The sequence below is a fragment of the Ectothiorhodospira sp. 9100 genome (assembly GCF_022227565.1).
Classification (GTDB): Bacteria; Pseudomonadota; Gammaproteobacteria; order Ectothiorhodospirales; family Ectothiorhodospiraceae; genus Ectothiorhodospira; species Ectothiorhodospira marina.
Genome location: NZ_JAJNAN010000007.1, coordinates 54728 through 68136 on the forward strand (window position 1 = coordinate 54728; position 13409 = coordinate 68136).

15 protein-coding genes are annotated in these 13409 nt (G+C 61.1%); 4 read left to right on the forward strand and 11 right to left on the reverse strand.

What is annotated here, in order from left to right:
• From LPW29_RS03860 to rpoE, 9 genes are all read right to left on the reverse strand, one after another.
• On the reverse strand, positions 1-372 hold the full coding sequence (locus LPW29_RS03860; protein ID WP_090252662.1) for a DUF4845 domain-containing protein: 372 nt from the start codon (positions 370-372) through the stop codon (positions 1-3).
• Between the two features lie 90 nt (positions 373-462).
• On the reverse strand, positions 463-1287 hold the full coding sequence (lepB, locus tag LPW29_RS03865; RefSeq protein WP_238626950.1) for a signal peptidase I: 825 nt from the start codon (positions 1285-1287) through the stop codon (positions 463-465).
• A 113-nt stretch (positions 1288-1400) separates the two neighbouring features.
• Positions 1401-3227, reverse strand: coding sequence for a translation elongation factor 4 (gene lepA, locus LPW29_RS03870; protein ID WP_090252874.1), 1827 nt, complete (start codon positions 3225-3227; stop codon positions 1401-1403).
• Between the two features lie 125 nt (positions 3228-3352).
• Positions 3353-3595, reverse strand: a complete 243-nt coding sequence (locus LPW29_RS03875) for a glutaredoxin family protein (RefSeq protein WP_090252657.1) — start codon at positions 3593-3595, stop codon at positions 3353-3355.
• 4 nt (positions 3596-3599) lie between these two features.
• Positions 3600-5051, reverse strand: coding sequence for a DegQ family serine endoprotease (locus LPW29_RS03880; protein WP_238626951.1), 1452 nt, complete (start codon positions 5049-5051; stop codon positions 3600-3602).
• 70 nt (positions 5052-5121) lie between these two features.
• Positions 5122-5598 carry a SoxR reducing system RseC family protein gene (locus LPW29_RS03885; RefSeq protein ID WP_090252655.1) on the reverse strand — a complete coding sequence of 159 codons (477 nt, stop codon included), beginning with the start codon at positions 5596-5598 and terminating at the stop codon, positions 5122-5124.
• Positions 5595-6581 carry a MucB/RseB C-terminal domain-containing protein gene (locus LPW29_RS03890; RefSeq protein ID WP_238626952.1) on the reverse strand — a complete coding sequence of 329 codons (987 nt, stop codon included), beginning with the start codon at positions 6579-6581 and terminating at the stop codon, positions 5595-5597. Before LPW29_RS03890 ends, LPW29_RS03885 begins: the two co-directional genes overlap by 4 nt.
• A 4-nt stretch (positions 6582-6585) precedes the next feature.
• On the reverse strand, positions 6586-7212 hold the full coding sequence (locus LPW29_RS03895; RefSeq protein WP_238626953.1) for a sigma-E factor negative regulatory protein: 627 nt from the start codon (positions 7210-7212) through the stop codon (positions 6586-6588).
• 24 nt (positions 7213-7236) lie between these two features.
• Positions 7237-7812 (reverse strand): RNA polymerase sigma factor RpoE, encoded by a 576-nt coding sequence (gene rpoE, locus LPW29_RS03900; RefSeq protein WP_090252648.1) that lies wholly within the window; start codon positions 7810-7812, stop codon positions 7237-7239.
• Positions 7813-8159: 347 nt separating this feature from the next.
• On the opposite strand from rpoE, the gene nadB reads away from it, so the two are divergent.
• On the forward strand, positions 8160-9797 hold the full coding sequence (nadB, locus tag LPW29_RS03905) for an L-aspartate oxidase (RefSeq protein ID WP_238626954.1): 1638 nt from the start codon (positions 8160-8162) through the stop codon (positions 9795-9797).
• Between the two features lie 4 nt (positions 9798-9801).
• Positions 9802-10647 carry a sulfurtransferase gene (locus tag LPW29_RS03910; RefSeq protein ID WP_238626955.1) on the forward strand — a complete coding sequence of 282 codons (846 nt, stop codon included), beginning with the start codon at positions 9802-9804 and terminating at the stop codon, positions 10645-10647.
• Positions 10648-10653: 6 nt separating this feature from the next.
• Here the strand turns inward: LPW29_RS03910 and orn are convergent, their stop codons facing one another.
• Entirely contained in the window at positions 10654-11199 is a 546-nt protein-coding gene (orn, locus tag LPW29_RS03915; RefSeq protein WP_090252640.1) for an oligoribonuclease, read from the reverse strand.
• Positions 11200-11295: 96 nt separating this feature from the next.
• Here orn and LPW29_RS03920 point away from each other — a divergent pair, with 96 nt between their 5' ends.
• Both LPW29_RS03920 and rsgA read left to right on the forward strand, forming a co-directional pair.
• Positions 11296-11637 (forward strand): 4a-hydroxytetrahydrobiopterin dehydratase, encoded by a 342-nt coding sequence (locus tag LPW29_RS03920; protein WP_090252868.1) that lies wholly within the window; start codon positions 11296-11298, stop codon positions 11635-11637.
• 19 nt (positions 11638-11656) lie between these two features.
• The gene (rsgA, locus tag LPW29_RS03925; protein ID WP_090252638.1) at positions 11657-12535 is read left to right on the forward strand and encodes a ribosome small subunit-dependent GTPase A; all 879 of its coding nucleotides are present in this window, start codon (positions 11657-11659) and stop codon (positions 12533-12535) included.
• 24 nt (positions 12536-12559) lie between these two features.
• On the opposite strand, the gene LPW29_RS03930 is transcribed toward rsgA, so the two are convergent.
• Positions 12560-13405 (reverse strand): hypothetical protein, encoded by an 846-nt coding sequence (locus LPW29_RS03930; RefSeq protein WP_143050441.1) that lies wholly within the window; start codon positions 13403-13405, stop codon positions 12560-12562.
• Positions 13406-13409: the final 4 nt, after the last annotated feature.

A 13409-nucleotide genomic window follows, 5' to 3' on the forward strand; every position in this document is an offset into this window, starting at 1 on the left:
TCAATCCGCCAGAGGGAACGCGCGATCAAAGCTCACCACCGCATCCACATTGGCAATCATGGCGGTGCGCACCTCGTACTGCACCCGCAGGACCTGTCCACCCCCCTGCTGCTCGAGGGTGACATGATCGCGATCGACATTCTCCACCGAATTGATCTGGAAGCGGCGGTTGACATCCGTCCACAACTGACGGGCATTCTTGTCGGCGGCCCCCGGTTCGCTGGCCACATCCTTCACAATGGACATCACGTTCCAGTACTCGGTATAGACCGGAAACAGACGCAGGCCCACAGTCCCCAGCAGTACGAGGAGACCAATGATCAACAGCAACGGAATGAATCCCGCACCGGATTGTGTATGCAGCCTGTTCATGTAGGGAACCCCCGGCAAAATGAATGGAAAGGCGAAGAGTATAACGCCTGTTGGGACGCCCCGGAGCCGTGGCCGATGCCCGTGATCATGCTATTGGATCCGGGTACCCAAGCGACCAAGATCCATCGCCTTCGCGGCATGGTCCCAGTGCATCCAGATGAACATCGCCCGACCCACCAGGTTCGCCTCGGGCACGAATCCCCAGAAACGGCTGTCGTTGCTGTTGTCACGATTGTCCCCCAGGACGAAGTAATGCCCTTCGGGGACCACCACTTCCCCTTCGGCGGACTGGCGATCCGGCCAGGCCAGCACCTGATGTGTTACGCCGTCAAGGCGCTCTTCCATCAAACGGGCTCCGGTCATCACCGCGCCTGAGCCTTCCCCCTCGTAGGTGCCAAGCACCTCCTGGGGCACGATGTCGCCGTTGATATACAGACGTTTATCGTAGAAACCGACTCGATCGCCGGGAATACCGACGATGCGCTTGATATAGTCCTCACGCGGATTGGCAGGATAGCGGAAGACCGCCACATCCCCACGCTGAGGCTGTCCCGTCTCCATGATGCGGGTACGCACCACCGGCAAGCGGATGCCATAGCTGGACTTGTTCACCAGGATGAAGTCGCCCACAAGCAGGGTGGGCATCATGGAGCCGGAGGGAATACGAAAGGGTTCGGCCACAAAGGCTCGCAGCACGAGCACGATGAGCAACACCGGGAAAAACGCCTTGGCATAGTCCACATACCAGGGCTCTCGGGCCTTGGCCGCGGCCTTTGCCGCCCGCTTGTCCCGCTGGGGCCCTGTCTCCTCGACCTTGGCCATGCGCGACTTGCGCCACCAGATCATGTCCGCCAGCCACACCAGGCCGGTGACCAAGGTCCCCAGCACCAGAATCAATTCCAGATCGAATGTCATAGCCCCAGTCTCCGGTCACCCTGCGGCGTCAGCGTGCCGTTGTTTGTTATTGATGATAAAGACGCCAGGCGCCCTGGATATTTCCGGATAAAACACGCAGTGCTTGTGCCGGATCAGTCCTTGTTGTCCACCTGCAGCACGGCCAGGAAGGCCTCCTGGGGGACCTCCACACGGCCGATATTCTTCATGCGTTTCTTGCCCGCCTTCTGCTTTTCCAGCAGCTTGCGCTTGCGGCTGGCGTCCCCCCCGTAGCATTTGGCGGTCACGTTCTTGCGCAAGGCCTTCACGGAAGAGCGGGCAATGATCTTGGACCCGATGGCAGCCTGGATGGCCACCTCGAACATCTGCCGGGGAATCAGTTTGGCCATGCGCTCAGTGAGATCCCGCCCGCGGCTCTGGGCCTGATCCCGATGGGTAATCATGGAAAGGGCATCCACACGCTCGCCATTGATGAGCACATCCACCTTCACCAATGGGGCCGCCTCAAAGCTCTTCAGTTCATAGTCAAAAGAGGCATAGCCACGGCTGACCGACTTGAGCCGGTCAAAGAAGTCCAGTACCACTTCCGACATGGGCATGTCGTAGCCCAGTGAAACCTGTTTACCCAGGTACTGCATGCGCGTCTGCACACCCCGTTTTTCCACGCACAGGGTGATGACCGCGCCCACATAATCCTGGGGCAGCAGGATGTTGGCGCTGATGATGGGTTCGCGGATCTCGGCCAACTCATTGACCGGTGGCAGCTGTGAAGGATTGTGAATCGTCATCACCTCACCGCTGGTGGTTTCCACCTCGTAGATCACGGTGGGCGCCGTGGTGATCAGATCCAGGTCGTATTCCCGCTCCAGACGTTCCTGGATGATCTCCATGTGAAGCATGCCCAGGAAGCCGCAACGAAAGCCGAAGCCCAGGGCCTGGGAGGTCTCGGGCTCATAGTGCAGTGAAGCATCATTGAGGCGGAGCTTGTCCAAGGCATCCCGCAAATCATTGAAGTCGTCGGCGCTGACCGGAAAGATGCCCGCGAACACCCGGGGCTGAACCTCCTTGAAGCCTGGCAAGGGGGAATCGGCCGGGTGATCAGCGCTGGTCAGGGTATCCCCCACCTTGGCGCCGGTGATGTCCTTGATGGTGGCGATGACAAAACCCACCTGCCCCACACCCAGTTCATCGCAAGGGGTGGGCTTGGGGTTGAACACCCCCACCTTGTCCACCAGGTGGTTGCGCCCCGTGGACATGGCCATGATCTTCTGCTTCGGCCGGATACTGCCCTGCTTGACGCGTACCAGTGCCACCACGCCCATGTAGTTATCGAACCATGAATCGATGATCAGGGCCTTCAAGGGGCCATCCGCGCTTCCCTGGGGTGGCGGGATCCGAGCCACCAGGGCTTCCAGGAGATCCGAGACACCCTCGCCGGTCTTGGCGCTCACCCGCACGGCATTCTGTGCCTCGATGCCGATGATTTCCTCGATCTCGTGAGCCACGCGCTCAGGCTCGGCGGCGGGCAGATCGATCTTGTTGAGTACCGGCACCACTTCCAGCTCCTGATCGATGGCAGTGTAGCAATTGGCCACGCTCTGCGCCTCGACTCCCTGAGAGGCATCCACCACCAGCAGGGCGCCCTCACAGGCATACAGGGACCGGGAGACCTCATAGGAAAAGTCCACGTGCCCCGGAGTATCGATGAAGTTCAGTTGATATTCCTGGCCATCCCGAGCCTTGTAGAACAGCGACACGCTTTGCGCCTTGATCGTGATGCCCCGTTCCCGCTCCAGGTCCATGGAGTCCAGAACCTGCTCCGCCATCTCCCGCTGGGTCAGCCCACCACATTCCTGAATGAAGCGATCGGCCAGGGTGGACTTACCGTGGTCGATATGGGCAATGATGGAAAAATTCCGTATGCGCTGCTGTTTATCGTTGATCGGGGGACGACTGCTCATGGGGCGATGCTCGAAATGATGCGCACCCGCCCGTGCCCCAGAATCCTGGGCCCGTGGCGGGTGCAGCCAGATGGGTTGCGCGCATTGTACAGACTCGGCCGAGACAGGAACAGCAACGGGGGGGATCAGTCCGGCTCCAGCGCCCGTTCAAAGCCCGGCACATCCAGGACATGGCAGCAGAGGATCTCATCCTCCACTGCCAGCACGGGCACCTTGACGTTGAAACGCGCCCTCAATGCGGGATCTTCGTCGATATCCACCGGCTGGACATGAAAGTCCAGCCGGTGCTGTAACGAACGAAGCTCATCGAACATGCGATCGCAAAGATGACAACCCTCACGATGATAGACAGTCACCTGGGTTGCCATGGACTCACTCGGGCACTTCCAGTGGCATCCAGATAGGGCCCTGGCTTCGCTGCACCAGCACCCGCGCAGAGCGACCCGCGGGAAGTTCCTCGAGCACCTGGAACATCTGCTCCGGGGACTCCAGGGCATGACTGTTGATCATCAACAACACATCTCCGGGCCGGATACCCGCCCGCTGGGCGGTCCCCTGGCCCAATTCCTTCACCAGGACGCCCCCTTCCGGAAGGTCCAGCGCCTCACGGATCTCATCGGGGACCGGCCCCACTTCCATGCCAAACATCTCCATGGCCAACGACGGTGGCGCGGCAGGAGCACTGGAACGCTCGCGAGCCGAGTCATCCTCGGGCAACTTGGCGATGGTCACGGGGAGGGTCTTGGGCTCACCGTCACGCAGGATATCCACCTGAGCGGTATCACCGATGGGGAAGCGGCTGACAATGGGTGGCAGCGCGGACGACCGGGGTACTTCCTTGCCGTCGAAGCCCACGATCACATCACCGCTCCGGAGGCCGGCCGCCTCCGCAGGGCTGTCAGGCAGGACCCGAGCCACCAAGGCGCCCATGGGGCGATCCATGCCAAAGGAGTCGGCCAGATCGCGCGTGACCTCCTGGATCATTACACCCAGCCAGCCCCGGCTGACTGCCCCTGTTTCCCTCAATTGATCCACCACATCCATGGCCACCTCGATGGGGATGGCAAACGACAAGCCCATGAAACCGCCAGTCCGGCTGTAAATCTGGGAGTTGATGCCCACCACTTCTCCATCCAGGTTGAACAGCGGGCCGCCGGAGTTACCCGGATTGATGGCCACGTCAGTCTGAAGGAACGGGACATAATTCTCGGTGGGCAGGCTACGTCCCTTGGCACTGATGATGCCGGCCGTCACCGAATGATCGAACCCGAAGGGAGATCCGATGGCCAATACCCACTCTCCCACCTTCAGGTCCTGAGAGTCGCCAAGCTCCAGGGTAGGCAGATCCTTTGCGTCAATCCGCAGCAAGGCCACATCGGTGCGGGCGTCGGAGCCCACCAATTCTGCCTCAAAGGTGCGCCGGTCGCTGAGTCGCACCTCGATCTGATCGGCATCCTTTACCACGTGGTGATTGGTCACCACGTAGCCATCATCGGAAATAATGAAACCCGACCCCAGAGAGCGGGAGTCAAATCCGCGCCGGGGTACCCCCTGCCCGCCCTCACCGAAGAAGCGGCGCAACAGATCCCCGAAAGGTCCGTCCTCGGGAAAACCTTCGGGCAGATCGATGGGGGGATGCCCCGGCCCCATCTGCCTTTCTACTGTGCGCGAGGTGCTGATATTCACAACGGCCGGGCTATTGGCCTCCGCCAACGGCACGAAGTCGGGAAGGCTCCTGGACTGGGCAGTTCCGGTCACTGAAAGCAACAGCACCGTGGCCAGAAGCAGAGTGAAAAGTTGTTTGAAACCAGTGTTCGGCATCATGAACATGCGCTCGCAGGTCGATCCGTGGATTGAATTGCGGTGGATTGATTGCGGATGGGGGGTTGCCGGATCAAGGCGCCAGCACACCGTCCATGGGTATGATCGGCTGACCCAGGCGGCGAACCACCACGGGCTGAAAACGGGGATCACGACGAATCCTTCGCGTATACAGGGCCAGTAGACCCAGGCCACCACCCAGTCCCAACAGACCGGCAAGCACCACAGGAAGTTCACCAGCACCCGACCACAATGCCTGGGCCACCAAGGCAGCGACGAGCATGGTGAGCAAGGGCAGGATATACACCGCCAGGGACCCGCGCACCAGCGCCGATTCCTCAATGCCCACCATCACCTGCTCGCCCAACTCGACGCCCAGGGGGTCGATCACCCGGACCTGAGTCCGCTGACCGCTGAATAATTTGGCGATGACGCTGGTGCCACAACCACTGGCCACAGCACAGGAGCCACACGCCGTCTTGCGCTGGGTATCCACCCAGGCAAAACCCGGCTCATCCACGGCAATCACGCGGGCAGTCTCTTCTATCACGGGCTTTCCTCGTGGACGACGGATTCGGCAATCAGGCGTACCGTGGCGGCAGGCACCTCACCCAATACGGTGATCTGGTAATCTCCCACCGGTCTGGCCGCTGCATGCAGCGCGCCCGAGCGCGTCACTCCCATCAGGAGGTCATCGGGGCGCTCAGCCTGGGCGATGAACACCGATACCGTGGCCATGCCATCGGATAGCAGCATGTGTTGCACCGGATGGGGGTTGGCTTCCATGGTGCGTTTACGCACCTTGGTGACACGAAAGCCCTCAGGCAGATTGCGTAGATGCCAGTGGGGGTCAGGTTCCATGAACTCCCGCTCGGCACGCGCCTCCTCCATGCGCTGTACACTGAACCCCTCCCCCTGGATCGCTGGCTCAAAGCGCTCTTCGTCCAGGGAGTCGGGGAATTCAATATGAGTAAACATGAACTGCTCAAGCACAACACCCTCCTGCCCCTGGAGTTGCGCCTTGAGGAGCATGCCCGAATCTTCGTGTATGCACAGGAGATGACCGTAACGCAGTGCATCCCTGGGGAGGATGGTCACTTCACGACAGGAAAGACCGGCAATCCTCTGGGAGCCGCCCACGCCCAGGCGATAGTTGTCGCGCAAGCCGTTTGTTCCGTCCTGCAAAGGACTCATGCCCGGCATGCCCAGCAGGGTCTTGCGCGGCTCCATGCACACCGAGCCCCCGTCCGCCCGAATGCAGGTGATGGATTGGTCATCCTTGATCACCTCACGAGGCTCACCGGTAAGGGCGGTCAAACGTTCGCGAGAGCCCTGCTCGTTCCGGCTGTGCAGAATATGCATCGTTTCCATGTGACCGTCCCGGGCGAACACGAAAACCCCTTCGTAGTTCAACCGATCCACCGCCCCAACCATCTTCCCGATCAATGCGTCGGCCCCTGTTTCGGACGCAGCGGCCATTGCCGAGACCAGCAACATGGCCATCACCAGGGAGGCTGGGAGCCAACGCATCATGGGATCATTCACCCGAGGCGCCGTAACCCACATTCCGCGTCTGGGGGAACGCACCCGCCCCGACCGTCGATTCTGCGTGATTGATCAGGTAACTGTTGAAACGCGCGTCACCCATATCAATGCGCAGGGCCCGCTGACCACCGATCTCGACCGGAGAGTGCTGAACCTGGGTGCCACGGGCGTTTGACGGGAATACGGACTGATAGCGCGACGCCTGGCCCTCTCCGAGCTGCACCGATCGCATGCCTGACTCGCCGCTCGCCATTGCCGGCTCAGCCGCCCCAGGATCGCTGCCGTCCCCGGTGAAGTTCTGCACACCCACCAGCACCGCCACGGCCACGGCTGCCGCCATGCCCATGCCGGCCACCGGGCGCAACATCCAGCCGTGCCTGGCCCAGGGCGAAACCGCGGGAGCGGGCTCTTCCTCTATGGCCTGCATGACCCGTTCGCTGAAACCCGCAGGGGCACACAAGGTGTTACCGCGCATGACGTCCCCGATGAGGTGGTAACGACCCCACTGGGCCCTGTCCTCCGGGTGTTTCTCCATCTCGTCCACCAACCGGCGGAGCTCGAATGCATTGGCCTCGTCATCGACCAGTGCAGAGAGTCTTTCCTCTTTAGTGGCTGTCATGTGACTTCTCGCTTATGTAGAGCTTTAATCCAGCAAAGGCCGCAAGGTTCGGTCGATCGCCTCACGGGCCCTGAAAATCCGGGAGCGCACCGTCCCGATGGGGCACCCCATGGTCTGCGCGATCTCCTCATAACTCATGCCCTCCAGTTCACGAAGCGTAATGGCGATTTTCAGATCTTCCGGAAGACCGCCGATGGCTTCCTGAACGGCTGCGCGTATCTCATCGGACATCATTTCCCCTTCCGGGGTTGCATATTCCTTGAGAGCCGACTCACCGCCCATCTGCTCGGCATCCTGGGCATCCACCTCGAAATCTGGCGTTCTGCGACTTTGCGATACCAGATAATTCTTTGCGGTGTTGATCGCGATCCGATACAGCCATGTGTAAAAAGCACTCTCTCCACGGAAGTTGGCCAGGCCCCGATAGGCCTTGATGAAGGCTTCCTGGGCCACGTCCAGTGCCGTGGAGGGGTCATGCACGTAGCGCGAGACCAGATTGACGATCTTGTGCTGGTACTTCAGAACCAGCACATCGAATGCCTTCTTGTCCCCGGCCTGAACACGCCTGACCAATTCCTCGTCGGTAACTTTATTGCCCATGCGGGCACTCCCCCTTTGAGGGCACCTCCTGTACCCTAACTGCGATGGACATGAAAACCCTTTTTAAGTTCTGGCAAATGGGTGAAACTCTTCCCCATCTGCAGGCCTCTTCCCGCAAACACTTGGCATAGGTCAATTTTTAAGCCCACCCCCCGGCACGTGTGACAGCGCAAAAAACTGTGACAAAATAACCCAGATAACAATACCGCCTCAAGCAAGCCCTGCGCGGCGCTCCAACACCCGGATACGGGTTCCGACGAAGTCGAGCACTCCCCGTACGCCCGGAAGTGCGCGGTGCCCCCAGATGAATCGAACGAGGCAGACATCTTACGCGAGGCTGTAGATCCATGCAGGAAGGTACCCAGGGGCCCAAGCGCCAATCAGCGGATATCCTGATCATCGGCAGTGGCGCGGCCGGACTGAGCCTGGCACTTCATCTGGCCACCGAGCGCCAGGTGGCCGTGCTGAGCAAGGGGCCGATCACCGAGGGCAGCACCCTCTATGCCCAGGGCGGCGTATCAGCCGTACTCGATCAGCAGGACTCCATTGACGCCCATGTGCGCGACACCCTGGGGGCCGGCGCGGGCCTGTGTGATGAAAAGGCGGTGCGTCATACGGTGGAAAACGGCCCCCAGAGCATCCAGTGGCTGCTGGATCTGGGCGTGCCCTTCACCCGCGAACCCACCCAGGACGGCCGCGTACAACTGCACTTGACCCGTGAAGGGGGGCACAGCCACCGTCGCGTGGTGCATGCTGCCGATGCCACCGGCCAGGCCATCGAATCCACCCTGGTGGACCAGGTGCGCCGTCACGACAATATCCAGCTATTCGAACACCATATCGCTGTCGACCTGATCACCAGCGCCAAACTGGGGCTGCCCGGCCAACGCTGCCTGGGCGCCTATGTGCTTGATCTGGAGGCCCAGCAGGTGGAGATCTTTGATGCCGCTGCCGTCGTGCTGGCCACTGGCGGCGCCAGCAAGGTCTATCTGTACAGCAGCAACCCGGACGGCTCCACAGGCGATGGCATCGCCATGGCCTGGCGGGCCGGCTGCCGGGTCGCCAACATGGAATTCATGCAGTTTCACCCCACCTGCCTGTTCCACCCCAAGGCCAAGTCCTTTCTCATCTCCGAGGCGGTGCGCGGTGAGGGTGGACGCCTGCTGCTGCCCAGCGGCGAGCCCTTCATGCACCAGTTCGACGCCCGTGCCGAACTGGCTCCGAGGGATATCGTTGCTCGGGCCATTGACCACGAAATGAAGCGTCTGGGTGCGGACTGCCTCTTCCTGGACATATCCCACAAGCCGGCCGACTTCATCAAGGAGCACTTCCCCACCATCCACGGGCGCTGCCTGGAATACGGCTTTGACATGACCCGCGACCCACTGCCGATCGTGCCCGCCGCCCATTACACCTGCGGCGGGGTGGTCACCGACCTCAGTGCACGCACAGACCTGGACGGCTTGTATGCCATCGGCGAAGTGGCCTATACAGGCCTGCACGGGGCCAACCGCATGGCCAGCAATTCGCTACTGGAATGCCTGGTCTTCGCACGCTCCGCCGCTCAGGATATTCTCGAACACTCCGGGCAGGTCATGCCTTCTCGCGAGATTCCTCCCTGGGATGAGAGTCGGGTGACCAATTCCGACGAGGAGGTGGTGGTCTCACACAACTGGGACGAATTGCGACGCTTCATGTGGGACTATGTCGGCATCGTGCGTTCCAGCAAGCGCCTGCAACGCGCCCAGCGCCGCATTGAATTGCTGCAGGGTGAAATTCACGAGTATTACAGCAACTTCCGGGTGAGTAACGACCTGATCGAACTGCGTAACCTGGCGGTGGTGGCGGAAATCATCATCCGCAGTGCCCTCGCCCGCCGGGAAAGCCGAGGCCTTCACTACACCATCGACTACCCGGACACCGACCCGTCTCTGGATGGCATTCCCACCCTGCTGACCCCGGGGGCCAACCACGGGTTGGACTGACCCCATGCGCGACCTTCTCGAGGAATCGACGATGCCTACGGAGACACCATTGATCATCGACGCCCGTGCCCTGGAGGCCCGACTCCAGGACACCACCCTGAGACTCATTGATGTGAGTGACGCCGACTGTTACGCGCAGGGACATCTTCCCGCCGCGGTACATCTGGAATACGCCCGCCTGTTACGCAATGATCCGCCGGCCATGGGCATGATTCCCGAACCCGATGACCTGGAACGGTTGTTCAGGGCACTGGGCATCCACCGGGGTAGCCACGTGGTGGCTTATGACGACGAGGGGGGAGGCAAGGCCTCACGCCTGCTGTGGACGCTGGCGGTGGCAGGGCATGAGCGACTTTCGCTACTGGATGGGGGCCTGGACGGCTGGCGACGGGAGAATATGCCGGTCACCACTCAGGAGCCGAGCATCGACCCGGGTCACTACTCGGTGAGTGGATTCGACATGTCCCACGTGGCGGATCGCGAGTGGATCATTGAACATCTGAACACCCCCCAGGTGGCCTTCCTGGACGCCCGAAGCCCAGAGGAATTCGATGGCCGGGACGTCCGGGCCAAACGCGGCGGGCACATCCCCGGCGCCGTTTCGTACGAATGGACCCAGGCCATGGATCCGAACAAGGATCGCCAACTCCGCCCGCAAAGGGCCCTGCTGCAGGAACTGGGCACCCTGGGGATCACCCGTGACAAGGAAATTGTCACCTACTGCCACAGCCATCATCGCTCTGCCTACACCTGGGTGGTGCTGAGACACCTGGGATTCGAGAAGGTACGCGGCTATCCGGGAAGCTGGTCCGACTGGGGCAACTGCCCGGACACTCCCATCGAGCCCTGAGCCTGACTACACCTTGAGCAGATGCTCCCGGTAGTGGCGCAACTCGGTGATGGAGTCCCGGATATCCTGTAGCGCTTGATGGGTCGCATCCTTGGACAACGTGTTGAGCACACCTGGCGCCCAGCGCCGGGCCAGTTCCTTGAGCGTGCTCACGTCCAGATTTCGGTAATGGAAGAAGGCTTCCAGATCCGGCATGCACCGATACAGGAAACGCCTGTCCTGGCAGATGGTGTTGCCGCACATGGGTGACGTTCGGGGCGGCACGTAATCCTTCAGGAAACGCAAGGTGGCCTGTTCGGCATCCACCTCGTTGTACATGCTGCTTCGCACCCGCTGCAGGAGGCCGGAACGGCTGTGGGTACTGTGGTTCCAGTCGTCCAGGCCACCGAGGATCTCCTCATTTTGATGGACGGCGATGACCGGCCCCTCAGCCAGGATATTGAGCTCCTTGTCCGTGACGATGGTGGCAATCTCGATGATGTAGTCGGACTGAGGGTCCAGACCGGTCATCTCAAGGTCAATCCAGACCAGGTTATCCGGGTGCGGGTTCATGGGGTTCCTTTTTTGTTCGAACATGACGTCTGTGGCACAGTCTACACTGTAGAGACGCGCATTTTCGAGGCGGCCAGCGCCGCCGTGGGAGGTTGCATGAACGAATCACTGAGTCAGAAACAATGCCTGCCCTGCGAAGGTGGAGCTTCCCCTCTTGATGAGGGGGCGGCCAAGGGCTTGATGGAAAAGCTTGCCAGCGACTGGCAGTTATCCGACGACGCTACGACATTGAGTCGCACCGTACGCTTTCGCAACTACCATGAAACCATGGCCTTCGTGAATGCCGTGGCCTGGATTGCCCACCAACAGGATCATCACCCGGACATGGCCGTCAGTTACAATCAATGCCGGGTGGATTTTGCCACCCACGCCATTGGCGGCCTGTCGGAAAACGACTTCATCTGTGCCGCCAAGGTGGATCAATTGCTGCACACATAGACAACCCACGGGACACGCAATGACCCAATCCATGGCCGGCAGAGTGGTCACCCGCTTCGGATCACAGGTACTGGTGGAAGACGACCAGGGAACGGTCCACCGCTGCACAACCCGTCGGCGCCTGGAAAATGGCGTGTGCAACGACCGGGTGCAGTGGCATCGGGATGCCCAGGGACACGCCGTGGTCACCGACATTCTGCCCCGTTCCAACCTGCTGGAGCGGGTCGATCCCCGCGGCACTCCCAAGAGCGTGGCTGCCAACCTGGATCAGGTGGTCGTGGTCATCGCACCGGCTCCGGCACCCAACTGGTCGCTGGTGGACCGCTATCTGGCGGCGATTGAGCGCATGCCGGCTCGGGGAGTGATCCTGTTCAACAAGGTGGACCTGATGCCTGCCGGGACCCCACTGCCTCCTCCCCTGGCGGAGTATCGGGATCTGGGTTACGAGGTCATACACGCCAGCGTGCCACACAACCACGGCATGGAGGTTCTCCGCGCCACGCTGTCGACGGGTGTCAGCGTTCTGGTGGGGCAGTCCGGCGTGGGCAAGTCATCCCTGGTCAAGGCCCTGCTCCCGGACCTGGAGATCCGCATCGGGGCCCTCTCCGAGATGGGGGGTGAAGGGGGGCGACATACCACCACCAATGCCACGCTGTATCCCCTGGCCTGCGGTGGAACCCTGATCGACTCCCCTGGCGTCCGTGACTTCACGCCGGGGCCAGCCTCCCGGGAGGCGCTGGTGCAAGGCTTTGTGGAGCTTCGAAATCTGGCCGGGGAATGTCGCTTTCAGGACTGCAGTCACACGGTGGAGCCGGGTTGCGCCGTTCTCGAAGCAGTGAAGGCCGGCCGCATCAGCCCGCGACGATATGAGAGTTATCGGAGTTTGCTGCCGGGGTAAGAAGACGGCGAGCGGGCGTCGGATTCAGAAATTCATGCCCATCTCGATACCGAAGATTTCCACATTGCTCTGTGAGGATCCGGTGCTGCAGTCGACGCAATCCAGCCCGGATGCTTCGAGGCCACCGCCCCCAAAGCCCGGGGATGACAACCGATACCGATCATAATAGAAGTCCAGACGGAATTCGCTCCCCCCCACCAGGAAGAGATTACTGAAGTTCACGAAGCTTCCAGAGTGATACTGGGACATATGCGCCGGGTCCTGACCAAACATCAGGGAGGCCAGATCCAGTTCCTCATCCAGATCCAGGGGATACTTCAGACCCATGTGAAGACGGCCCCGCCACTGTTCCGTTTCAAAGACCGGGCCAGCACCAATTCGAGTGTAAAACACCGGATGCAATTCATCCTGGAAGGCATCGACCCCGCCAGCGCTCTGGATGCCCTGGTTCCAGGCCTGACGAACGCGGTCGTAGCCCACCCCCATCACCAGGTCATAACGTACCCGATCCGCCACATAGCCCAGTTGGTAACCGCCCACGGCCTCCATCCCAGTCCCCGTCATGCGACCCGTGGGTACCGGCACATGGTCGGTCTGTCGACGCAGGTCATAATCCAGGCGCTCGCGGAACAGGCGGCCGTCCAGGGCTGTGAGGTGTCCGTTCCCCTGGGTAAGGAAATTCTCCCAATAGGGCCCGACGCTGAAGCGCGGACCCACCTCTGACTCGAGACCCCAGGCGCTGGGGACATCCCACTGAGCCAGGCTGACCCCCGGGGAAAGGGCCGGGTGCACCGCCTCATCCGCACTCACACCCGCAGGGCACCACAGCAACACACCCAGGCATAGAGTTGAGAGAGACGACTTGTTCATTCCG

Excerpts from the sequence above, each read along its gene's own strand:
- LPW29_RS03860 (WP_090252662.1), bottom strand. The coding sequence starts at position 372 with ATGAACAGGCTGCATACACAATCCGGTGCGGGATTCATTCCGTTGCTG.
- lepB (WP_238626950.1), bottom strand. The coding sequence starts at position 1,287 with ATGACATTCGATCTGGAATTGATTCTGGTGCTGGGGACCTTGGTCACC.
- lepA (WP_090252874.1), bottom strand. The coding sequence starts at position 3,227 with ATGAGCAGTCGTCCCCCGATCAACGATAAACAGCAGCGCATACGGAAT.
- LPW29_RS03875 (WP_090252657.1), bottom strand. The coding sequence starts at position 3,595 with ATGGCAACCCAGGTGACTGTCTATCATCGTGAGGGTTGTCATCTTTGC.
- LPW29_RS03880 (WP_238626951.1), bottom strand. The coding sequence starts at position 5,051 with ATGATGCCGAACACTGGTTTCAAACAACTTTTCACTCTGCTTCTGGCC.
- LPW29_RS03890 (WP_238626952.1), bottom strand. The coding sequence starts at position 6,581 with ATGATGCGTTGGCTCCCAGCCTCCCTGGTGATGGCCATGTTGCTGGTC.
- LPW29_RS03895 (WP_238626953.1), bottom strand. The coding sequence starts at position 7,212 with ATGACAGCCACTAAAGAGGAAAGACTCTCTGCACTGGTCGATGACGAG.
- rpoE (WP_090252648.1), bottom strand. The coding sequence starts at position 7,812 with ATGGGCAATAAAGTTACCGACGAGGAATTGGTCAGGCGTGTTCAGGCC.
- nadB (WP_238626954.1), top strand. The coding sequence starts at position 8,160 with ATGCAGGAAGGTACCCAGGGGCCCAAGCGCCAATCAGCGGATATCCTG.
- LPW29_RS03910 (WP_238626955.1), top strand. The coding sequence starts at position 9,802 with ATGCGCGACCTTCTCGAGGAATCGACGATGCCTACGGAGACACCATTG.
- orn (WP_090252640.1), bottom strand. The coding sequence starts at position 11,199 with ATGAACCCGCACCCGGATAACCTGGTCTGGATTGACCTTGAGATGACC.
- LPW29_RS03920 (WP_090252868.1), top strand. The coding sequence starts at position 11,296 with ATGAACGAATCACTGAGTCAGAAACAATGCCTGCCCTGCGAAGGTGGA.
- rsgA (WP_090252638.1), top strand. The coding sequence starts at position 11,657 with ATGACCCAATCCATGGCCGGCAGAGTGGTCACCCGCTTCGGATCACAG.
- LPW29_RS03930 (WP_143050441.1), bottom strand. The coding sequence starts at position 13,405 with ATGAACAAGTCGTCTCTCTCAACTCTATGCCTGGGTGTGTTGCTGTGG.